This is a genomic window from Salmonella sp. SAL00672, assembly GCF_046552175.1.
GTDB lineage: Bacteria > Pseudomonadota > Gammaproteobacteria > Enterobacterales > Enterobacteriaceae > Salmonella > Salmonella enterica.
This window is the reverse complement of record NZ_JBGDUQ010000004.1, coordinates 285189-308621: the sequence shown is the minus strand read 5'-3', so window position 1 is coordinate 308621 and position 23433 is coordinate 285189. Positions and strand designations below refer to the sequence as shown.

General features: G+C 52.3%; 19 protein-coding genes. 7 read left to right on the top strand and 12 right to left on the bottom strand.

Going from position 1 to position 23433, the window contains the following annotated elements:
* Nucleotides 1-39: 39 nt before the first annotated feature.
* Complete coding sequence (locus ACLJTG_RS13980; RefSeq protein ID WP_000192193.1) at nucleotides 40-945, top strand: dihydrodipicolinate synthase family protein; 906 nt, start codon at nucleotides 40-42, stop codon at nucleotides 943-945.
* Nucleotides 946-988: 43 nt separating this feature from the next.
* On the opposite strand, the gene ACLJTG_RS13975 is transcribed toward ACLJTG_RS13980, so the two are convergent.
* The 7 genes from ACLJTG_RS13975 to asd all read right to left on the bottom strand — a co-directional run bounded on the left by ACLJTG_RS13975 (nucleotide 989) and on the right by asd (nucleotide 12745).
* On the bottom strand, nucleotides 989-1744 hold the full coding sequence (locus ACLJTG_RS13975; protein ID WP_000724553.1) for an IclR family transcriptional regulator: 756 nt from the start codon (nucleotides 1742-1744) through the stop codon (nucleotides 989-991).
* 177 nt (nucleotides 1745-1921) lie between these two features.
* On the bottom strand, nucleotides 1922-4369 hold the full coding sequence (gene glgP, locus ACLJTG_RS13970) for a glycogen phosphorylase (protein ID WP_000993424.1): 2448 nt from the start codon (nucleotides 4367-4369) through the stop codon (nucleotides 1922-1924).
* A gap of 19 nt (nucleotides 4370-4388) precedes the next feature.
* A complete protein-coding gene (gene glgA / locus ACLJTG_RS13965; RefSeq protein ID WP_001197669.1) occupies nucleotides 4389-5822 on the bottom strand; it encodes a glycogen synthase GlgA in 1434 nt (477 codons plus the stop codon).
* On the bottom strand, nucleotides 5822-7117 hold the full coding sequence (glgC, locus tag ACLJTG_RS13960; protein ID WP_000253994.1) for a glucose-1-phosphate adenylyltransferase: 1296 nt from the start codon (nucleotides 7115-7117) through the stop codon (nucleotides 5822-5824). The genes glgA and glgC overlap by 1 nt, the downstream gene beginning before the upstream one ends.
* Before the next feature lie 14 nt (nucleotides 7118-7131).
* Nucleotides 7132-9108, bottom strand: coding sequence for a glycogen debranching protein GlgX (gene glgX, locus ACLJTG_RS13955; RefSeq protein WP_000192491.1), 1977 nt, complete (start codon nucleotides 9106-9108; stop codon nucleotides 7132-7134).
* Nucleotides 9105-11291 (bottom strand): 1,4-alpha-glucan branching enzyme, encoded by a 2187-nt coding sequence (gene glgB, locus ACLJTG_RS13950; protein ID WP_023233969.1) that lies wholly within the window; start codon nucleotides 11289-11291, stop codon nucleotides 9105-9107. Before glgB ends, glgX begins: the two co-directional genes overlap by 4 nt.
* Before the next feature lie 347 nt (nucleotides 11292-11638).
* A complete protein-coding gene (gene asd, locus ACLJTG_RS13945; RefSeq protein ID WP_000799940.1) occupies nucleotides 11639-12745 on the bottom strand; it encodes an aspartate-semialdehyde dehydrogenase in 1107 nt (368 codons plus the stop codon).
* A 126-nt stretch (nucleotides 12746-12871) separates the two neighbouring features.
* Here asd and ACLJTG_RS13940 point away from each other — a divergent pair, with 126 nt between their 5' ends.
* Nucleotides 12872-13252, top strand: coding sequence for a MarC family protein (locus ACLJTG_RS13940; protein ID WP_077950651.1), 381 nt, complete (start codon nucleotides 12872-12874; stop codon nucleotides 13250-13252).
* On the opposite strand, the gene gntU is transcribed toward ACLJTG_RS13940, so the two are convergent.
* The 5 genes from gntU to ACLJTG_RS13915 form a co-directional block, all read right to left on the bottom strand.
* Nucleotides 13169-14509, bottom strand: coding sequence for a gluconate transporter (gene gntU / locus ACLJTG_RS13935; protein WP_000105950.1), 1341 nt, complete (start codon nucleotides 14507-14509; stop codon nucleotides 13169-13171). The genes ACLJTG_RS13940 and gntU overlap by 84 nt on opposite strands.
* Nucleotides 14506-15039, bottom strand: coding sequence for a gluconokinase (gene gntK / locus ACLJTG_RS13930; protein ID WP_000108342.1), 534 nt, complete (start codon nucleotides 15037-15039; stop codon nucleotides 14506-14508). The genes gntU and gntK overlap by 4 nt, the downstream gene beginning before the upstream one ends.
* A 138-nt stretch (nucleotides 15040-15177) precedes the next feature.
* On the bottom strand, nucleotides 15178-16173 hold the full coding sequence (gene gntR, locus ACLJTG_RS13925; RefSeq protein ID WP_000730239.1) for a gluconate operon transcriptional repressor GntR: 996 nt from the start codon (nucleotides 16171-16173) through the stop codon (nucleotides 15178-15180).
* A 129-nt stretch (nucleotides 16174-16302) separates the two neighbouring features.
* Entirely contained in the window at nucleotides 16303-16998 is a 696-nt protein-coding gene (locus ACLJTG_RS13920; protein ID WP_000639789.1) for a pirin family protein, read from the bottom strand.
* A gap of 123 nt (nucleotides 16999-17121) precedes the next feature.
* Complete coding sequence (locus tag ACLJTG_RS13915) at nucleotides 17122-18159, bottom strand: oxidoreductase (RefSeq protein ID WP_023193919.1); 1038 nt, start codon at nucleotides 18157-18159, stop codon at nucleotides 17122-17124.
* A 467-nt stretch (nucleotides 18160-18626) separates the two neighbouring features.
* Between ACLJTG_RS13915 and yhhY the strand changes: the two genes are divergently transcribed.
* The 5 genes from yhhY (at nucleotide 18627) to ACLJTG_RS13890 (ending at nucleotide 23427) form a co-directional block, all read left to right on the top strand.
* On the top strand, nucleotides 18627-19115 hold the full coding sequence (yhhY, locus tag ACLJTG_RS13910; protein WP_001290278.1) for an N-acetyltransferase: 489 nt from the start codon (nucleotides 18627-18629) through the stop codon (nucleotides 19113-19115).
* A gap of 264 nt (nucleotides 19116-19379) precedes the next feature.
* Entirely contained in the window at nucleotides 19380-20594 is a 1215-nt protein-coding gene (locus tag ACLJTG_RS13905; protein WP_000667440.1) for a PfkB family carbohydrate kinase, read from the top strand.
* Between the two features lie 15 nt (nucleotides 20595-20609).
* Nucleotides 20610-21371, top strand: a complete 762-nt coding sequence (locus tag ACLJTG_RS13900) for a glutamine amidotransferase (RefSeq protein ID WP_001066509.1) — start codon at nucleotides 20610-20612, stop codon at nucleotides 21369-21371.
* 53 nt (nucleotides 21372-21424) lie between these two features.
* Entirely contained in the window at nucleotides 21425-22396 is a 972-nt protein-coding gene (locus ACLJTG_RS13895; RefSeq protein ID WP_001038949.1) for a DMT family transporter, read from the top strand.
* Nucleotides 22393-23427, top strand: coding sequence for a phosphotriesterase (locus ACLJTG_RS13890; protein ID WP_000675710.1), 1035 nt, complete (start codon nucleotides 22393-22395; stop codon nucleotides 23425-23427). Before ACLJTG_RS13895 ends, ACLJTG_RS13890 begins: the two co-directional genes overlap by 4 nt.
* Nucleotides 23428-23433 lie beyond the last annotated feature (6 nt).

Below are 23433 nucleotides of genomic sequence, written 5' to 3'. Positions count from 1 at the left end.
CCTGGCGGGCTACGGCTCGCCTGTTTTAAGGATCAATACATGACTCAGATTACGAAATTTCACGGCGTATTTCCGCCAGTTCCGACCATTGTTAATGCGCAGGGAGAGTTAGATAAAGTCGGCATGGCAACCTTGCTGGATCATCTTATTGCAAGCAAGGTCAATGGCGTATTACTGCTGGGCAGCGGGGGGGAATTTTGCCATATGACCAATGCGCTGCGTCTGGAAACCGCAGAGTTTTGCGTCCGTCATATTAACCGCCGTATTCCAGTACTATTAGGTATTAGCAGCACCAGCACGCAGGAAGTGATTGAGTATGGTCAGCATGCCGACCGACTCGAAGTCGATGCCGTGCTGGTACTCAATCCCTACTATGCCAGATTGACCGATGAGTATATTTATCATCATTTCAAAACCGTGGCTAATAACATAAAAAGCCCGGTCATTCTCTACAACTTTCCAGCATTGACGGGACAGGACCTTAGCGTTGATTTAATTACCCGGCTGGCGCAGGATCACCCCAATATTATCGGCATTAAGGATACCGTTGATAATATCAGCCATATTCGTGAAATCATCAATAATGTCAGGCCAGTGCGTCCGGACTTCGTTATTTTCTCCGGCTATGATGAATATATGATGGATACGCTTATCTTAGGCGGCAACGGCGGGATCCCAGCGACAGCGAACTTTGCGCCGCAGCTAACCTGCGGGATCTACCGCGCGTGGTGTGAAAAAGAGTATGAGACAATGTTCGGATTACAGCGCAGGCTGTCCGCACTTTCCACTATTTACAGCCTGGATTCACCTTTCTTCGGGATAATCAAAAAGGCAATTCAGCTTAGCGGAGTCGATATTTCAACTCATGTAATGCCCCCCGTTTTGCCGGCAAATGAAGAACATATTTCGAATTTGAAGCAGATCTTACAGCGTGCGGGACTTTAAGCGATGACGAAAGCGGGCTTCTTGCCCGCTGTGTCTTTTTATTTCAGCACATCAGACGCGTCAGGCTACGGCTGGCATCCATCATCAGCGTAGCAAGCGACTCGCGTTTATCATCGGGGATCTGGAACGTAACGCCGGATACGCTCAGGGCGGCGATCACTTTCCCCTGCGTATTGAATACCGGCACCGCAATGCAGCGCACGCCAAGGGAGTCTTCTTCGTTATCATAACCCCAGCCGCGACGGCGAATTCCTGCTAACTCCTGCTTAAGGATATTCACATCCGTGATCGTCGTATCCGTAAAACGCGTTAATATCTGATCTGGAGGCAGCAACTCCTCCAGCTCTTCCCCGCTAAGCCATGCAATCAGCACCTTTCCCAGCCCTGAGCTATGTAATGAGAGGCGCTTGCCCTCCCAGCTTCGAATCACAATAGCCTGTGGGCTTTCGACTTTCAGAAGATAAATAGGGGCATCGCCTTCCAGAACGCCAAGATGGCAGGTCAGGCCGGTGTTATCGCGAATCTCTTCAAGAATCGGTAACGCGATTTTTTTAATGTCGTACTGTTCCGCCGCTTTATTACCTAATTCATACAGGCGTAGCCCCAGATAATACTTGTCTTTTTCCTGGCGTAATAACCCATGCTCCACCATGCCGTTGAGCAAAGATGAGGTACTGCTTTTCGCAATCCCTGAATTTTGATGGATCTGGGTAAACGTTGCGCCATCGCACTCCAGAAGGTAAGCAAATACGCGCATAATTTTATCGAGAGCCGGAATAGATGTCGTAATCTTTTTCATATTATTATCAATTAATTATGGATTTTTCTGCTAATACTATACACCAGTACTCAACCCTTTTTCCATGACAGAGACCAAGTGCCGCTAACAGATTCAGCAGACGAATATCGGCATACCCCCCGAATATACCACGATAAAAAACGGGGCCGTTTGGCCCCGTTCTCAAGCGTTAAACCGCTACAACCGCACCGGATCAATATGCCAGATATTTTCGGCATACTCTTTGATGGTTCTGTCCGATGAGAAGTAGCCCATATTGGCAATGTTGAGCATCGCTTTCGTCGTCCACTCTTCCGGGCGACGATACAACTCATCCACCTTATCCTGGCAGTCCACGTAGCTGCGGTAGTCCGCCAGCACCTGATAGTGATCGCCAAAGTTAATCAGCGAATCTACCAGATCGCGGTAACGGCCTGGCTCTTCCGGATTAAAGACGCCGCTACCAATCTGCGTCAGTACCTGATGTAGCTCTTCATCTTTTTCATAATAGTCGCGAGGCTTATAACCCTGCCTGCGCAACGCTTCCACCTCTTCGGCAGTATTACCGAAGATAAAGATATTCTCCTCGCCGACATGCTCCTGCATCTCTACGTTCGCGCCATCCAGCGTACCAATGGTGAGCGCGCCGTTCAGGGCAAATTTCATATTACTGGTGCCGGAAGCTTCTGTCCCTGCCAGCGAAATCTGCTCAGACAGGTCGGCAGCGGGAATGATCACCTGCGCCAGGCTGACGCTGTAGTTCGGGATAAACACCACTTTCAGCTTGTCGCCAATCTGCGGATCGTTGTTAATCACTTTCGCCACGTCGTTGATCAGATGAATAATGTGTTTTGCCATGTAATAGGCGGAAGCCGCCTTACCGGCAAAAATATTCACCCGCGGCACCCAGTCGGCCTCCGGATTTTCTTTAATGCGGTTATAGCGGGTAATGACATGCAGCACGTTCATCAGCTGACGTTTGTACTCGTGAATACGCTTGATCTGCACGTCAAACAGCGCCTTCGGGTTAACCACCACATTAAGCTGCTGCGCTATCACTACCGCCAGCCGTTTTTTATTTTCCAGCTTCGCCTGACGCACCGCATGATTGACCAGCGGATAATCACAATGCTGCTTTAGCTCGCTGAGCTGACTAAGATCGGTACGCCAGGTACGACCAATATTCTCATCCAGCACGTCAGAAAGCGGCGGGTTTGCCAGCGCCAGCCAGCGGCGCGGCGTAACGCCGTTCGTGACGTTACAAAAACGGGTCGGAAAAATCTTCGCAAAATCCGCGAACAGCGACTGCACCATCAGGTTGGAATGGAGTTCAGAAACGCCGTTGACTTTATGGCTGACCACCACCGCCAGCCAGGCCATCCGTACCCGGCGACCGTTCGACTCATCAATAATCGACGCGCGTCCAAGCAGGCTGGTATCGTTGGGATATTGCTCCTGCAACGTTTTCAGGAAATAGTCGTTAATCTCGAAGATAATCTGCAGGTGACGGGGCAGAATTTTCCCCAGCATATCGACGGGCCAGGTTTCCAGCGCCTCGCTCATCAACGTATGGTTGGTATAAGAGAAGACCTGACAGCACACCTCAAACGCGTCGTCCCAGCTAAATTTATGTTCATCAATCAGCAGGCGCATCAGCTCCGGAATTGACAGCACCGGATGCGTATCATTGAGGTGAATGGCGATTTTATCCGCCAGATTCTCATAGGTTTTATGCAGTTGATAATGACGGTGCAGGATATCCTGTACCGTCGCCGAGACCAGAAAATACTCCTGGCGCAGGCGTAGCTCGCGTCCGGAATAGGTGGAATCGTCCGGGTAGAGCACCCGTGAAACGTTCTCAGAGTGGTTTTTATCTTCCACCGCCGCAAAGTAGTCGCCCTGGTTGAATTTACCGAGGTTGATTTCACTACTGGCCTGCGCATTCCACAGCCGCAGTGTGTTAGTGGCGTCGGTGTCGTAACCGGGGATGATCTGATCATACGCGACGGCCAGAATCTCTTCCGTCTCAATCCAGCGCGCTTTTTTACCTTCCTGCTGAATGCGACCGCCAAAAAGCACCTTATAGCGCGTATTGTGGCGCTTGAACTCCCACGGGTTGCCATATTCCAGCCAGTAATCCGGAGACTCTTTTTGCCGCCCGTCGACAATATTCTGCTTAAACATGCCGTAGTCGTAGCGAATGCCATACCCGCGACCCGGTAATCCTAGCGTCGCCAGCGAGTCCAGGAAGCAAGCCGCCAGCCGTCCTAAGCCGCCGTTGCCAAGCCCTGGATCATTCTCTTCATCGATCAGCTCTTCGAGATCTAAGCCCATGGCCTCCAGCGCGCCTTTAACGTCGTCATAAATGCCCAACGAGAGCAGCGCGTTAGAGAGAGTACGACCAATCAAAAACTCCATCGACAGGTAATAAACCTGCCGGGTTTCCTGCGATAATTGGGCTCGATTAGAACGCAGCCAGCGCTCCACCAGACGATCGCGCACCGCGAACAACGTGGCGTTCAGCCATTCGTGTTTATTGGCAATGACCGGGTCTTTACCAATCGTAAACATCAGCTTATAGGCAATAGAATGCTTAAGCGCCTCAACGCTGAGAGTGGGCGATGCATAAGTAAACGGAGCATTCATATAAATGATTCCTGGATGACTATTTCAAGCGATAGTACAGCTCGCGGTATGATTTCGCGGCAACTTGCCAGCTAAAATCCATCGCCATCGCCTGCCGTTGTACAAACCGCCAAAGCGAAGGCCGTGACCACAACACAAAAGCACGCCGAATCGCGCGTAGCAACGACCAGGCGTTACTGTCTTCGAAGACAAAACCGCTGGCGATACCGTCCGCCAGATTTTCCAGCGAACTGTCGGAGACCGTATCGGCCAATCCCCCGGTACGCCGCACCAGAGGCAGCGTGCCATACTTTAAGCCATATAACTGCGTTAAGCCGCACGGTTCGAAACGACTGGGCACCAGAATAACGTCCGCGCCGCCCATAATGCGATGCGAGAAAGCTTCGTGATAGCCGATCTGTACGCCAACCTGCCCTGGGTGTTCCGCCGCCGCCGCGAGGAACCCTTCCTGAAGCACCGGATCGCCCGCGCCGAGTAGCGCCAACTGCCCGCCCTGCTCCAGCAGCCCCGGTAACGCCTCCAGCACCAGATCCAGACCTTTCTGGTTGGTCAGACGGCTTACCACGGCAAACAGCGGCACTTTGTCGTTAACCTTCAACCCCATCGCAATTTGTAGCTGACGTTTGTTTTCCGCCTTCTCTTCCAGGGTATCGCGCGTGTAGCGCGACGCCAGCAGCAGATCGGATTCCGGATTCCAGATCTTCTCATCCACGCCGTTCAGTATGCCGGACAAGCGCCCTTCCAGATGACGCTGACGCAGCAGGCCTTCCATACCATAAGCAAACTGCGGTTCGGTAATTTCACGCGCATAGGTCGGGCTCACCGCCGTAATATGGTCGGCATAGTACAAACCGGCCTTCAAAAAGGAGAGTTGTCCGTTGAACTCCAGCCCATGCATATTAAAGAATGACCACGGCAGTTCGATGTCATCCATATGCTTTGCATAAAACATGCCTTGATAGGCCAGGTTGTGTACGGTAAAGACCGATTTCGCCGGCCGCCCGCGCGCCGCCAGATAGGCGGGCGCCAGCCCGGCGTGCCAGTCATGGGCGTGCACCACGTCGGGGCGCCAGAATGGATCAAGTCCGCAGGCCATTTCACAGCCGACCCACCCTAACAGGGCAAAGCGCAGCACGTTATCGGTATAGGCATATAAATTCGTATCGTGATAGGGACTGCCTGGACGCTCGTACAGATGCGGCGCGTCGATCAGATAAATGCCCACGCCGTTATAATGCCCGAACAGCAGCGATATCTTACCTGCGAAAGTATCGCGGCGGCTCACCACATGCGCATCGGGTATCCCCCGACGGATATCGGGAAACCCAGGAAGCAGAACGCGAACATCAACACCATCCGCAATTTGTGCCGCAGGCAACGCGCCTATCACATCCGCCAGCCCCCCAGTCTTCAGCAGGGGGAACATCTCTGAACATACATGTAAAACCTGCATTATCGCTCCTGTTTGACCTGCAGTTTGCGCAGCATTTCACGCGTGACCAGTACAATACCTTCTTCTGAACGGTAGAAACGACGAGCGTCCTCTTCCGCATTTTCACCAATCACCATGCCTTCCGGGATAATACAGGCACGGTCAATAACACAGCGACGTAAACGGCAGGAGCGCCCTACCCAAACCTCAGGTAACAACACTGCCGAATCAATATTACAAAAAGAATTTATTCTCACCCGTGGGAAGAGCACAGATTGCACCACCACCGAACCGGAGATAATGCAGCCGCCGGAGACCAGCGAGTTCAGCGTCATACCGTGGCTACCGGAGCGGTCCTGCACGAATTTCGCAGGCGGTAGCGATTCCATATGCGTACGGATAGGCCAGTTCTGGTCATACATATCCAGCTCCGGCGTCACCGAGGCTAAATCCAGGTTCGCCTTCCAGTAAGCTTCCAGCGTACCTACATCGCGCCAGTACGGTTCGGCTTGCGGATCGGACTGCACGCAGGAGAGCGGGAAAGGATGCGCGTAAGCCATACCTTCGCGGGTGATTTTGGGGATAATGTCTTTACCGAAATCGTGGCTGGAAGCGTCATCTTTATCGTCTGCCGCCAGCAATTCATACAGGTAATCGGCGTCAAAAACGTAAATGCCCATACTGGCCAGCGCTTTGCTGGCGTCACCAGGCATTGCGGGGGGATTCGCCGGTTTTTCGACAAAATCAATAATCTTGTCGCTTTCATCGACCGCCATCACGCCGAACGCCGTCGCCTCTTTGATCGGCACCGGCATACAGGCCACCGTGCAACGCGCGCCCTTTTCAACGTGATCGATCAACATACGCGAGTAGTCCTGCTTATAGATATGATCGCCTGCCAGGATGACGACATATTCCGCTTTATAGCGACGAATAATATCCAGGTTCTGGGTCACCGCGTCTGCCGTGCCGCGATACCAGTTTTCGCCCTTCATACGCTGTTGAGCTGGCAGCAGATCGACAAATTCGTTCATCTCTTCGCTAAACAGTGACCAGCCGCGCTGAATATGCTGCACCAGCGTGTGGGACTGATACTGAGTGATCACGCCGATACGGCGAATCCCGGAGTTCAGACAATTAGATAAGGCGAAATCGATGATGCGGAACTTCCCACCAAAGTGGACGGCTGGTTTGGCGCGTTTGTTCGTTAAATCTTTTAGACGCGTGCCACGGCCGCCGGCCAGGATTAGGGCAACAGATTTCAATGGCAGCTGGCGCGCCAACATTACACGATCGTTCTTCTCTAAACTCACCATGATTAACTCCTTTTTTATCCTCTCTGGAACACACACAGTCCATGCGCAGGTCCCTGCCAGACCGCCGTTATCACCGGATTATCCTCTCCAGCGAATGGGGGAACGGCGCGCCATTCCCCTTCGGGTAAAACTATATCTGTCACCTCAAGCGTGGCATTTATCGCAATCAGAAAACGGTCCGACAACAGAATTTGCATCAGCTTAGGCCCGTTTTGCCACTCATCCGCACTCAAGGGTTGCGCGTTTTTATTCAGCCAACGCACGTTGCCATCGCCCTCTTCCCACCAGCTATTGCCGGTTAAAGCCGGTATCTGCTGACGCAAACGAATCAGCGCGGCGGTAAACGTGGTTAACCCACGGTTTGCCTGCTGCCAGTCCAGCCAGGTTAAGGCATTATCCTGACAGTAGGCGTTATTGTTGCCATGCTGGCTATGGCCGTGTTCATCGCCTGCCAGCAGCATCGGCGTTCCCTGAGAGAGCAGTAGCGTCGCCAGCAGGGCATGAATGCTGTCGCGCCGCCGCTCCATTAAATCAAGCGGACCGCCTAATCCTTCTTTACCATGATTGTCGCTGTAATTGCTGTTGGTGCCGTCGCGATTTTCCTCACCGTTCGCCTCATTGTGTTTCTGATTGAAACAGACGCAGTCCCGGAGCGTAAAACCGTCATGCGCCGTGAGCAGATTGACAGAGGCGCCGGGCGCGCGGCCATTGCGTTTAAACACATCGCTGGAAGCGGCGAAACGACAGGCAAACTCCCCGGTCGTCAGGTTACGCGGCAACCAGAATCGGCGGGCCGCATCGCGAAAATGATCGTTCCACTCGGCAAACGGTGGCGGAAAATTCCCGACCTGATAGCCGCCCTCGCCAATATCCCACGGTTCAGCAATCAGCTTGACCGTTGATAACACAGGACACGCTTTAATCGCGGCGAACAGCGGCGCATCCTGGCGAAACGTCGGCGTGCGCCCCATGACGGACGCCAAATCAAAACGAAAACCATCGACATGACAGGTTTCCACCCAATAGCGCAAACACTCGCACGCGTACTCCACCACGCCAGGATGGCTTAAATTGAGCGTGTTGCCGCACCCCGTCCAGTTGTGATAATCGCCATCGTCCCTTATCCAATAATAGCTACGGTTATCAATTCCGCGCAGGGAGAAGGTTGGACCGTCCAGATCCAGCTCGGCGCTATGGTTTAATACGATGTCCAGAATGACCTCAATCCCCGCGCGATGCAGCGCTTTCACCGCATCGCGAAACTCGTCCAGCGCCGTCTCGGGCGAACTGGCCCAGGCGGGATGCAGCGCGAACATCGCCATCGGGTTATAACCCCAATAATTGGTCAGCCCCATACGTTGCAGGCGCGGCTCGCTGGCAAACTGCGCCACCGGCAACAGTTCCAGCGCCGTAATGCCAAGCTGTTTGAAGTACGCCACCATGACCGGATGACCGAGCGCTTTATAGGTACCGCGTATCTCCTGGGGGAGTTCCGGATGCAGGTAGGTAAGCCCTTTGACATGCGCTTCATAGATGACCGTTTTTCCCCACGGCGTGCGCGGCGCGGCGTCATCTTCCCAGTCATAATGGTCGCTGATTACCACGCTTTTCGGCGCCACCGCCGCGTTATCGCGGTAGTCCGGTTCATCGTGTCCGCCGTGCAACAGCGGATGATCTTTTAGTTCGCCCTCGACCCGGCGCGCATAAGGATCAAGCAGTAACTTCGCCGGATTAAACCGATGCCCCTGCGCTGGCTGCCACGGGCCATGTACGCGATAGCCATAGCGCAAACCTGGCCTGGCGCCTGCCAGATAACCATGCCAGACATCGCCGCGACGTCCTGGCAGGTCATAGCGACGCTCATTCCCTCGGGAATCAAAAACGCACAGCTCTACGCGCTCCGCATGGGCGGAAAAGAGCGTGAAATTCACGCCATGACCGTCATACGTTGCGCCATGCGGCGTTGCTTCGCCGATCGCAAGCTGCGTCATTCCCCCTCCCGCATCAGCCAGATCGTCGCCAACGGCGGTAACGTCAGGTTAAGAGAGTGCTGACGGCCATGGCTTTCGATCTCATCGCTGTGCACCACGCCGCCATTGCCGGTGTTGCTACCGTGATAATGCATCGAATCAGTATTGAGAATTTCACGCCAGCGTCCCGGCTGATTGATGCCAAAACGGTAGTCGTGGCGAGGAACGGGCGTAAAGTTGCTGGCGACGATGATCTCGTTACCGGCTTTATCACGGCGTACAAAAATCAGTACCGAGCGTTCATTGTCATCGACCACCAGCCACTCAAAGCCGTAAGCATCGAAATCCAGCTCATGCAACGCTTTATGGTGGCGATAGGTGTGGTTGAGATCGCGTACCAGACGCTGAACTCCGTGGTGCCAGTTATCGCTCCCCTCCAGCAGGTGCCAGTCGAGGCTGGCGTCATGGTTCCACTCGCGTCCCTGGGCAAACTCATTCCCCATAAACAGCAGTTTCTTGCCGGGGAAGGCCCACATCCAGCCATAATAGGCGCGCAGGTTGGCGAATTTTTGCCACGCATCGCCCGGCATACGATCGAGAATGGATTTCTTGCCGTGAACCACCTCATCGTGCGACAGCGGCAGAACAAAGTTTTCGGTATGGTTGTACAACATACCAAAGGTCAGCTTGTCGTGATGATACTGGCGGTACACCGGGTCCAGCTTCATGTAGTCCAGCGTGTCGTGCATCCAGCCCAGATTCCACTTGTACCAGAACCCCAGGCCGCCCGTTTCCGGTGGACGCGTCACGCCAGAGAAGTCTGTCGATTCTTCCGCCATGCTGACCGCGCCGGGCACCTGCTCGCCAATAATGCGGTTGGTATTACGCAGAAACTCAATGGCTTCCAGGTTTTCACGACCGCCGAACTCGTTCGGTATCCACTCGCCCTCTTTGCGGCTGTAGTCGCGGTAGATCATAGAGGCCACCGCATCGACACGCAGCGCATCAATCCCAAAACGCTCCATCCAGTACAGGGCGTTACCCACCAGATAATTACTGACTTCACGACGACCATAGTTGTAGATCAGCGTATTCCAGTCCTGGTGATAGCCCTCGCGCGGGTCGCTGTGCTCATAGAGGTGGGTGCCGTCAAACTCCGCGAGGCTAAATTCATCGGACGGGAAATGGCCCGGCACCCAGTCGAGAATGACGTTAAGGCCCGCCGCGTGGGCCGCATTGATGAAATAGCGGAAGTCGTCCCGCGTACCAAAGCGGCGGGTCGGCGCGTAGAGGCCGGTCGGCTGGTAGCCCCAACTGCCGTCAAACGGATGTTCGTTGACTGGCAAGAGTTCAAGGTGCGTAAAGCCCATCCATTTGGCGTAAGGCACAAGCTGATCCGCCAGCTCACGATAGCTCAGCCAGAAATTGTTATCCGTATGGCGGCGCCATGAACCTAAATGCACCTCATAAATCGAGATCGGCGCATCAAACTGATTGGCTTTTTGTCGTTCTTCGCTTGGCGTCACTTTCTCCGGCAGTCCGCAAATCATCGACGCCGTTTCCGGACGCATCTGCGCCTCAAAAGCATAGGGATCGGCTTTAATGCGCAGATTACCGTTCGCATCAAGCAGCTCGAATTTATACAGTTGTCCATTATGCGCGCCGGGGATAAACAGCTCCCAAATACCGCTCTCTTTGCGCAGACGCATCGGGTGGCGACGCCCATCCCAATAGTTGAATTGCCCGACAACCGAAACGCGACGAGCATTAGGCGCCCAGACGGAGAAACGGGTGCCGGTGACGCCATCCATCGTATCGGCGTGCGCGCCCAGCGTTTCATAAGGACGCAGGTGGGTGCCTTCCGACAATAGCCAGGCATCCATTTCCTGTATTAATGGACCAAAACGGTAAGGATCGTCGATGAGGTTCTGCTGTCCGTGCCAGGTCACGGCGAGCTGATAGCGAAAGAAATTTTTACGTCGGGGTAAAACGCCGCAGAAAAAACCGCGAGCGTCGAGACATTCCAGTTTGCCGACTTTACGTCCGGTTTTGGGTTCAATCACCCATACGTCGGTGGCGTCAGGTAATAGGGCGCGGACTTCTAGTCCGGCTTGGGTCTGGTGCATTCCGAGTACGGAAAAAGGGTCCGCAAAATGTCCTGCAATTAGCGCATTAATCACGTCTCTATCGATACGACTGGACATGGTTTGTCATCCTGTTTTGTGGCGTCACTCCATCTCACTGAATTCAACATCAGGTAGTGACACTTCTTTGACCTGAACGGCGCAGCACACTGTGCATCCTATCTGCGTCGTCCTACCTTCAGGTTAGGCTTAATACCCGTGGGATTAAGCTACCCTTAAAGAATAGCCAATGCTCTGCTTAACTCCTGATAAAAATGAAACATCTGCGTTTACTCCTGTATTACGCAAAAAAAAGGGTGACGATGCACCCCTGGTTTAACACAAATTTCCCCGCCGGATGGCGGCGCTGACGCGCCTTATCCGGCCTACAGAACCACACGCAGGCCCGATAAGCGCTGCAATAGCCACTACGCCAACTGGCGCAGCATTCGACGCAGCGGTTCGGCGGCGCCCCATAACAACTGGTCGCCTACGGTAAACGCCGACAAGAACTCTGGCCCCATGTTCAGCTTACGCAGACGACCAACCGGCGTAGTCAACGTGCCGGTCACCGCCGCCGGGGTTAATTCGCGCATAGTGATATCACGATCGTTCGGTACCACTTTCGCCCACGGATTATGTGCCGCCAGCAGTTCTTCCACCGTCGGAATGGATACCTCTTTTTTCAGCTTAATGGTGAACGCCTGGCTGTGACAGCGCAGCGCGCCGACGCGCACACACAAACCATCAACCGGGATCACAGAGGCAGTATTGAGAATCTTGTTGGTTTCCGCCTGGCCTTTCCACTCTTCGCGGCTCTGGCCGTTATCGAGCTGTTTGTCGATCCAGGGGATCAGGCTTCCCGCCAGCGGTACGCCAAAGTTATCAACCGGCAGCTCGCCGCTGCGGGTCAATGCCGTAACTTTGCGTTCAATATCAAGAATTGCGGAAGACGGCGTCGCCAGTTCATCGGCGACATGGCCATACAACTGACCCATTTGGGTTAACAGCTCGCGCATATGGCGCGCGCCGCCGCCGGAGGCGGCCTGATAGGTCGCGACGGATACCCAGTCAACGAGATTATGGGCAAAGAGACCGCCCAGCGACATCAACATCAGGCTAACGGTACAGTTACCGCCCACAAAGGTCTTCACGCCATTGTTCAGGCCGTCGGTAATCACGTCCTGGTTGACCGGGTCGAGAATAATAATGGCATCATCTTTCATGCGCAGCGTAGAAGCCGCGTCAATCCAGTAACCCTGCCATCCGCTTTCGCGCAGCTTTGGATAAATTTCGTTGGTATAATCGCCGCCCTGGCAGGTCACGATGATATCGAGCGCTTTTAGCGCATCCAGATCAAAAGCGTCCTGTAGCGTGCCGGTGGAGGTGTCGCCGAAGGTGGGCGCCGCCTGTCCAAACTGGGAGGTAGAAAAGAAAACAGGGCGAATAGCGTCGAAATCGCGCTCCTCTACCATGCGTTGCATGAGAACAGAGCCGACCATTCCGCGCCAGCCGATAAAACCAACATTTTTCATAGCGTTTTTTTCCTGCAAAGAGATGTGCTGTGTATGCGCGCCAGTATCCTGTGGCGCATCCTTCACCATACAAAAAGCAGCCAAAGTCGCAAGTGAAATTAATCAATGATAGCGAAGCCATCAGTAATGCGACTTATCCTGCCTTACCGCGCAAGCAGAAAGTCCAGTGGCGATTATCAGGGAATTTGCGTTAGGAAGGGAATCATTTCCGTCGCTGTTTTATTGATCCTAATTATGGATCAGCGTAGAAATTTTCCTGCTTTTATGCGCGTACTGAAACATGGCGAGGCAAAATATCGTTGGGCGATTGCCATGCACACCTCAATAAAAAAACCGGGTAGCGATTACGCCTTACCCGGCTTACGGTGTCGATATGTGCCCGTTTCCAGGCCCGGTAAGCACAGCGCCACCGGGCAACAAGACTCAGCTCAGCAGTTGGAAAGCAATCATCCCGACAATCGCGCCGACCGTGCCGAGGATAGTTTCCATCATCGTCCAGGTTTTTAACGTCTGCGCTTCGGTCGCGCCGGTAAATTTACCGAACAGCCAGAAGCCAGCGTCGTTAACATGAGAAACCACAATTGAACCGCCGGCGATACAGATAGAGAGCGCCGCCATCTGCGCGCCGGAGAAATTCAGTTGCTCTATGACCGGCATCACCAGACCGACCGCGGTTAAACACGCCACGGTCGCGGAACCCTGAATGATGCGCACCGCCGCCGCCAGCACAAAGCAGGTAATGGCAATCGGCAGTCCCATACCGGTTAACGCTTCGCCCAGCGCCGGGCCGACGCCGGAGTCAACCAGTACCTGTTTGAACACCCCGCCTGCGCCAATCACCAGCAGGATAATGCCCGCCGGTTGCAGCGCGTGGCCGCAGATTTCCATCACTTTGTCTTTCGGCATCCCCTGGCGCATCGCCAGGCCGTAAATCGCTACCAGACAAGCGACCAGAATCGCAGTGAAGGGGTGGCCGATAAACTCAAACCATTCGTAAGCGGTGGAACCTTCCGGCACAAAACGCGCGGCGATCGTTTTCAGCCCTACCAGCACCAACGGCAGCAGGATCAGCGACAGGCTGAAGCCGAAAGAAGGCATTTTACCTTCACCCAGATGCGGCTCGGTAATGTCGTCAGGAATACGCAGCTCAACATAACGGCTGATAAAATTCCCCCACAGCGGCCCGGCGATAATCATGCCAGGAATGGCGGCGCACAGCCCAATCAGGATCATCCACCCGAAATCAGCATGCATCTGGGAAGCCAGCAGCATCGGCGCAGGCCCAGGCAACAAAAACGCCGCGGCTGCCGCCACGCCCGCAAACAGCGGAATGACCAGCTTCACCAGGTTTGTGCCGGTATGACGCGCCATAGAGAATGCCACGCTTATCAGCAGCACAATCGCCACTTCAAAGAACAGCGGAAGCGCGCAAATCAGCCCGGCCAGGCCAATCGCATAGTGCGCGCGGTTATGACCAAAGGATTTAAGCATCTTGACGGCTATCTGATCGACCGCGCCGGTTTCATGCAGAATCTTGCCGAACATCGCCCCCAGCGCGACCACAATCGCCAGGAATCCCAGCGTGCCGCCCATCCCTTTTTCCATGGTCGCGGCGATTTTATCAAGCGGCATCCCTGAAAAAAGCCCCGCGCCCATCGAGACGACCATTAACGCGACGAAGGCGTGCATACGCGCCTTCATCACCAAAAACAGCAGCAGTAAGACGGAACCGACGGCGGTTAAAACCAGTGTTAATGTACTCACAGCGTACTGCCTTTATTGATGACCTCAATGGTGCTCGCCACGACGCCTTCCAGCGGCTGGTCGATATCCACCACCAGAACATCGCGTTCGTCGGCACCCGGCTCTTGCAGCGTTTCAAACTGCGTCACCAGCATCTGGGTTTTGAAGAAATGACCTTTGCGCGCTTTCAGACGGCTTTCAATGACGTCGAAATCACCTTTCAGGTAGATAAAGGAGAGGTTCGGGTTTCCCTCGCGCAGCAGGTCACGATAATGTTTTTTCAGTGCGGAGCAGACGATCAGCGAGATTTTATTGGTACGCTGCATCGCGAAAGCGGCGTCGTTCAGCGCCTGTAACCACGGTTTGCGGTCATCGTCATTCAACGGCTCGCCGGAAGCCATTTTTTCAATATTGCAGCGCGGATGCAGAAAATCGCCGTCCAGAAACGCGGCATGAAGCTGATGCGCCACGGCGCTTGCGACAGCGGATTTACCGCTGCCTGATACGCCCATCAGAACGTAAACGTGGTGATCATGATTAGTCGTGCTCAAAGCGGGCCCCCACTCTACAAGTTGCAAAATTTGTTACGGGTAACTGTTATCGGTAACATTGTCCAACCGCACCATTCACGACGCAATGACCATTCGTGCCAAAAGTGAATAAGTGTGAGCTACTTCAAAGTTGTCAGACTAAATAGATCCGCCCGGTGACAAGGTGAAACCTAAATCTAACATTTTCGGCGTGACCGTTTCGCCGCGAATGCGGGCTAACAAACGTTCCGCGCCAATGCTGCCCATTCGCTCGCGCGGCGTCAGGACGCTTGCCAGACGCGGTTCCATCACCTGGCCGATGTCATGACCGTGGAACCCGGCGATCGCCATGTCGTCCGGGATTTTTAGCCCCAGGCGCTGGCATTCGAAGGCCGCCCCCACCGCCAGGTCATCGTTGGTGCAAAAAATACCGTCAAGCTGTGGGTATTCACGTCGCGCCTGGCGCATGAGTTCGATACCGGAAGAGTAGGATGAAGATTGCTCCATCATCACACTGTAAGGAACCAGGCCTGCGTCCCGCATCGCCTGTTCATAGCCCTTCTGCTTGATGATAGTACGTTCGTCGAGGCGCGCCCCCAGATAGGCGATATGACGATGACCACGCGCGATAATCGCGGCGGTCATCTGACGGGCGGCCTCGAAGTTATCAAAACCAACGGCAATATCCAGACACGGCGACTGGCTGTCCATCAGTTCCACCACCGGAATCCCGGCGACTTCGATCATTTTTAAGGTGCGCGGCGTATGGGTACGCTCAGTGAGGATAAGACCGTCGATATTCCAGGAGAGCATCGACTCCAGGCGCTCCTGCTCCATTTCGGGCTTATAGCCGTAGTGCGCCAGCATGGTTTGATAACCATGCGCGTCGGTGACGGCCTCAATGCCGCGTAACACTTCCGCAAAAACCTGGTTGGTGAGAGACGGTAACAGCACGCCGATAGCGCGACTGGTGGCGTTAGAAAGGATATCAGGAGCGCGATTGGGAATATAACCCAGCTCATCAAGTGCAGCGGCAATTTTGCCCCGCAGCGCCACGGAGACCTGCTCCGGGTTACGCAAAAAGCGGCTGACCGTCATTTTGGTCACGCCCACGCGGTCGGCTACATCCTGAAGTACGGGTCTTTTCTTTTTCATCGTCCTGAAAGGTATAAAAGGGATAGATTTGCCCAGTTTACCACGGACGTGCGGAATTAATGACAAACGATGAAAAGCCGGATGGCAACGCTTTCGCGTCTTATCCGGCCTACAAAAGGTTACAGCACGTTAAACTGGCGGCAAGTCAAACAGCAACACTTCACTGTCGCTATCGGCATGAATCGAGATTGCCTGCTCATCCCAAATCGCCAGGCCATCGCTGGTGGTGGCTTTAGTACCGTTAATAGTCACGTTACCTTTTACCACCTGTATCCAGACGCGGCGCTCAGCGGCAATCTGATGCACCGACTGCTCATCTTTGAGCAGCGCCCAGCGGTACAGCTCCATATCCTGGTGGACCTTCAGCGAACCATCGCGAGCATCTGGCGAAAGCACCAGTTGCTTGCCCTGCGCGGCGTCGAAGCGACGCTGTTCGTAGCGCGGCGTGATGCCGGTTTCTTGCGGAATGATCCAGATCTGGTACAGCCGCAGACGATCCGTTTTGCTCGGGTTGTACTCGGAGTGGCGAACGCCGGTCCCGGCGCTCATAATCTGGAATTCACCGGCCGGAACCTGTTCTTTATTGCCCATACTGTCCTGGTGTTCTACGGCACCTTCCAGCACATAGGTCAAAATTTCCATGTCTTTATGCGGATGCGTGCCGAACCCCTGGCCTGCGTCGATCACATCGTCGTTAATCACACGCAGCGCCGAGAACCCCATAAAGTTCGGATCGTAATAATCGGCAAAAGAAAAAGTATGCCAGGAGTCAAGCCAGCCATGATTCGCATGACCGCGGTCGTTTGCTTTGCGTAAGTAGATCATTGTGTTCATCCCCAGATGTTTTCGATGGAATAAGTGTGGACTCATTCCGTCCGGGATCATAGAGGGTGAAAATTGACTCCTCTGTTCAAAAAATATGAATAAGCGCAGAGGAGTCTGTAAGGGCTATTTAGCGAGGGTTATCGTCGCAGGCGATGCCTGTTCGAAAGCACGCTCGAGGATTTCCAGATTGGTAAGAACTTCAGATTCCTTGACGTAATTAGGCGTACCGACGGTCAACGTCTGGTACAGCGCATCATAAACACGACCATAGTCACCCGTTTCCGGTTTCACCTCTTCTTTCACCGTAACGCCGTCGTCATTGACATACTCCAGCACACCGACGGATTCGTCAGCGGCAAAACCCGGCTCGCCAGGCATAATGTTCGCTTTCAGGCCGGTTTCTTGTTGATCGATACCGTATTTCACAAACGAACCTTTGGTGCCGTGAACAATAAACTTCGGATAGTCGATTTTCACCAGATGGCTGGTTTTAACGATAGCCTTCAAATCGCCATAAAACAGTTGCGCTTCAAAGGTGTCATCCGGATTCGCTTTATTACGCAGGCTACGAATGTCATACGCGACATGATCCGGACGGCCAAATAGCGAAATAATTTGATCCATGGTGTGGACGCCAAGTCCATAGAATGCGCCGTCCTGCGGCAGGCCCGGTTTGGTTTCTGCTACCGGGCGGTAATAATCGAAATGGCTTTCAATTTCGACAATCTTGCCCAGTTTCCCGCTCTCAATCGCTTTTTTAGCCGTGAGAAAACAGGAATCAAAACGCCGATTCTGATACGGCGTGACGGTCAGTCCTTTGCTTCGCGCCAGGTCGAACAACACTTTTGCCTCCGCCAGCGTCGGCGTGAAAGGTTTCTCAACCAGCACATTTTTACCCGCTTCCAGCGCGCGTTTGGCGTATTCGAAATGGCTGTCAGCATGCGTACAGACGATCACCAGCTTTACCTGCGGATCGCCCAACACCTCATCCAGATCGCTGGTGAAGTGAATATGTGAATACTGTGGCGCCTGCTCTTCCGGTTTAGCGTGACGACGGAAAATATGTGCGACATGCCAGGTATCTTTACGATTCAGAACATAGGGGAGATGGTAACGGGTGGTACTTTTGCCGAATCCAATAAATGCGCAGTGTAAGGTCATGAGACGATCCTTTTGAAGATGATTGTTTACACCATAGCGCAAAGCGTGAGGAGACTGAATGTTGGATTCTTTGCCGGATGCGGCGTTGCCTTTTTGGGCCTACAAAAGCAGATGCCTCAAGATCGGGCGTAAGTGGCGCAGGCAGATTGTTCACGGCAAGCGCGCAGGGCCCGGAGCGTACTAAATGTACGTGAGGAGCACGAGCACTTCCCGGGGACAAAATGACAAGTAAGCCAGGCTGAAACAAAACCCAAAAAAAAAGCCAGCAAAAGCTGGCCAAAATAATACTGGAAGCAATGTGAGCAATGTCGTGCTTTCAGGTTCTCCGTAGGGGTTCCCCTGAACGCAAGGCAATAATAATCATTCTCATTCGCACTTGTCTACTTCTTTTTGCAAAAAAATGCGGTTGACGGAATTTTCTTTCTCAGCGAGTGTAAATACACAATTAACCCTGCAGGAGATAAGGAATGAGTGAAATAGTGATACGCCACGCTGAACCGAAAGATTACGACGCCATTCGTCAGATCCACGCCCAGCCGGAGGTGTATCACAACACGCTACAGGTTCCTCATCCTTCCCTCGAAATGTGGCAGGCGCGGCTAACCGAGCAAGCCGGGGTTAAACAACTGGTTGCCTGCATTGACGATATTGTCGTTGGCCATCTTTCTATTCAGGTCACCCAACGTCCCCGTCGCAGCCACGTGGCCGATTTTGGTATCTGCGTGGATGCCCGGTGGCACAATCGTGGCATTGCCAGCGCGCTGATCCGCACCATGATCGACATGTGCGATAACTGGCTGCGCGTTGACCGTATTGAGTTAACGGTGTTTGTTGATAACGAGCCCGCCGTGGCGGTGTATAAGAAGTACGGCTTTGAAATCGAAGGCACCGGTAAGAAATACGGCCTGCGCAACGGTGAGTACGTTGATGCGTACTTTATGGCGCGCGTGAAATAGCGCTTCCCCGCCCCACCCTGTGGGGCGAAACGTCACAAACCTTCACAACATTCCAGTTATTGCAACCTACTTCCCCTATATCAAAACAATAACCATCTGAATTTCATGGTTATTGCCGCTTTAAGCTTTATCACCGTTTTTTTCGTAATTTTAGCAATATTAATATTACATTTTTGTTTTTTTTTGGTTTCTGCCATCACTTTATGGTGACAATCACAACAATATACTCCTCCCGGGACTAATTTAACCACGGTGAGGTAAAAAATGAAATTTGAACGCCATCATAGAATATTGAAGGAACTCAGTATTTCGGGAGTTGTAAAAGTTTCAAATCTGGCGAAAAGTCTCAAGGTAACAAAGGAAACTATTCGTTCAGATCTCAATGAACTTGCCGGACAGGGATATCTTACTCGCTGTCATGGTGGTGCATTTATTACCCTTGATTCTCTTGATAACGTCGCAAAAAATGAAATTGCTTATGTGCTGGAAAAATATGAATCAGCGCAGAAAATAAAAAAAGGTCTCTCTGCCATGAAAAATAATGTATGTGTTATTGGCTCGTTCAATGTTGATATCATCAGTTATCTACCGAGATTACCCTCAACGGGAGAATCATTGCTGGCCGATAAATTTATTTTTTCACCCGGCGGTAAGGGATGTAATCAGGCATTAGCAGCAAGCTATGCCGACTCTGATGTGCATTTTATTACTAAAGTCGGCTCAGACCATTTTAGCGATTACGCCATTAATTTTATAAACTCATCAAAAATCCATAAAAGTGTTATCTACCAGACCAAAGAAACACAAACAGGTACAGCAACCATCATGGTGAATGGAGATACCGGAGATAACGTCATCGCTATCTACCCTGGCGCCAACATGACAATTTCCCCTGATGAAATCACCATTCAGAAAGAAGCCATTGTTCATTCAGATATTGTTCTTGTCCAACTGGAGACGAATTACGAAGCGCTGCAGCAAACAATTCGTCTCGCACAAAAAAATGACATACCGGTCATCATCAATCCAGCGCCATACAATGACATGGTTAACACCATCATTGATAACATTGACTATATTACGCCAAATGAAACGGAAGCAGGCCTGCTGGCCAATATGGCGGTTAATGATATCGAATCAGCCAAATGCGCGGCCAAAATTATTCATCAGAAAGGCGTCAAAAATACCATTATTACATTAGGTAGCAAAGGTTCGCTTGCTTATGATGGCACACAATTCATCTATTCCCCGGCATTTCCGGCAGTTGTAAAAAATACGGCGGGAGCGGGTGACGCTTTCAATGGCGCCCTCGCATCTGGTCTTGCAAAAGGAAAGTCACTGGCATCCGCATTGTGCTACGCCAGCGCATTTGCCTCACTTGCGGTTGAAACGCCTAATGCCTCTGATATGCCGGAAAACGACTCCGTTCTTCATCGTATTCAGGGTTCACATTACAAACAAACTATCTCTACTCACTAAATCAAGGAGCAGACTATGAACAATACGCAGAAAAAACTAAAGGTGCTCTTTATTGGAGAATCCTGGCATATTCATATGATTCATTCAAAAGGTTATGACAGTTTCACCTCCAGTAAATATGAAGAAGGCGCTACATGGTTACTGGAATGCTTGAGGAAAGGCGGCGTTGATATTGATTACATGCCTGCCCACACGGTACAAATTGCCTTTCCAGAGAGTATTGACGAATTAAACCGTTACGATGTGATTGTTATTAGCGACATTGGTAGTAATACCTTCCTGTTGCAAAACGAGACATTTTATCAGCTAAAAATAAAACCAAACGCTCTGGAGTCCATTAAAGAGTACGTCAAAAATGGCGGTGGACTACTCATGATTGGTGGCTATCTGTCGTTCATGGGTATTGAGGCAAAAGCCAATTATAAGAACACCGTTCTTGCTGAGGTTCTGCCAGTTATTATGCTTGATGGCGATGACCGGGTAGAAAAGCCCGAGGGTATCTGTGCTGAGGCTGTCTCACCTGAACATCCTGTTGTTAACGGGTTCTCAGATTATCCGGTATTTCTTGGATATAACCAGGCCGTCGCCAGAGACGATGCCGATGTCGTATTAACAATAAATAATGACCCATTGTTAGTGTTCGGTGAATACCAACAGGGTAAAACCGCCTGCTTTATGAGTGACTGCTCCCCACACTGGGGAACCCAGCAGTTTATGTCATGGCCGTTTTATACCGACCTGTGGGTCAACACGCTTCAATTCATCGCCAGAAAATAAAAAACAATGGAGTAACGAAAGTTACTCCTTTTATAAAATATAAGGATTGATGTATGAACAAGAATAAGTACTCAACCCCCTTACTGATGCTTGCCACCATCTTAGCCGGTATGCTTTCCCCGATGCAGTCTGCCGTTAATGGGCAGTTAGGACATTGGTTACAAGACGGTAATGCTTGCGCAGTAATCTCGTTTGCCAGCGGTCTGGTCGTCATGTTTTTTATTATTATTGCGCGCAAAGAAACACGCCAGCAATTCGCCTCAATCCCTACTCTGATTAAAAAGAGAAAAATCCCTCTATGGAATTGGTTTGCAGGATTATGCGGGGCGATGGTCGTATTTTCTGAAGGCGCATCCGCCAGCGCGCTGGGCGTTGCCACCTTTCAAACGGCATTAATTTCCGCTCTGCTTCTTTCCGGCCTGCTGTGCGACCGTTTTGGCATCGGTGTGGAGGAGAAGAAATATTTTACGCCATGGCGCATTACTGGCGCATTATTCGCCGTTATCGCCACCATTTTTGTCGTGTCGCCACAGTGGCACTCAACCTCGTTTATCCTGCTCGCTATCCTCCCCTTTTTGGCAGGGTTACTCGCTGGCTGGCAGCCTGCGGGAAATGCGAAAGTCGCCGAGGCAACGGGCTCCATGCTGGTGTCCATTACATGGAACTTCATCGTCGGCTTTTGTGTCCTGGGCGCGGCGCTGGCGATACGTATCGCATTAGGCCATGTCACCATTCAGTTACCCGATACATGGTGGATGTATCTCGGTGGTCCGCTGGGTCTGCTGTCCATCGGGCTAATGGCGATTCTGGTGAGAGGCTTAGGGCTATTGATGCTGGGCGTAGCGTCAACAGCAGGCCAACTGCTTGGCTCAGTGCTAATTGATGAATTGATCCCTTCATTAGGCAATACGGTCTACCTGGTCACCATCATCGGTACGCTGTTCGCGTTAGTCGGTGCGATTGTGACCACCATCCCTGAATACAGAGCATCCAAAATGGCGCAAAGAATGGAGGTGTCAGAATGAAAGGTTTCCTGCAAACCGTAACAGGCCCGGTGGCGCATACGGATATGGGGCTGACGCTACCGCATGAACATCTGTTTAACGATCTGTCTTCGGTCGTAGACGAGCCACATTATGCTTTTTCACAGCAACTGGTGGGAAAGAAAGTCAGTGCTGACCTGCAGTGGGGGCTGAAACACGACCCATACTGCTGCGCCGATAACATGGACCGCAAAGAGATTGATGATGTTATCTTCGAAATCAATAACTTTATGTCTTTGGGCGGCAGGACGATTGTCGACGCCACCGGTTCAGAATCCATTGGACGGGACGCCTCAGCGCTACGAGAAGTTGCCTTAAAAACGGGTTTGAATATCGTTGCGTCATCCGGACCTTATCTGGAGAAATTTGAAAGCACCCGGATCCATAAACCTGTTGAGCTGTTAGCCTCACTCATTGATAAAGAACTGAATCAGGGTATTGGCGAGACGGATATTCGCGCTGGCATGATCGGTGAAATCGGCGTATCCCCCGCGTTTACCCAAGCGGAGCGTAACAGCCTGCGGGCAGCGTCTCTGGCACAATGTAACAACCCCCACACGGCGATGAATATCCATATGCCAGGGTGGCTGCGGCTGGGGGATGAGGTGCTGGATATCGTGCTGGAAGAAATGAACGTCTCTCCGGCAAAAGTCTCGCTGGCGCATTCGGACCCTTCAGGAAAAGATGTCGTCTATCAACGTAAAATGCTCGACCGCGGCGTATGGCTTGAATTTGACATGATTGGTCTGGACATCACCTTTCCAAAAGAAGGTGTCGCGCCGGGCGTTCAGGAGACCGCAGATGCAGTAGCGAATCTGATTGCACTGGGTTACGCCGACCAAATCGTTTTAAGCCATGATGTTTTTCTCAAACAGATGTGGGCGAAAAATGGCGGAAATGGCTGGGGGTTTGTCCCGAATGTCTTCCTCGCCTATCTGGCTGCTCGCGGAGTAGACAACGATACTCTGCGCAAGCTTTGTATTGATAATCCAGCCCGATTACTCACGGCATAATCTGCA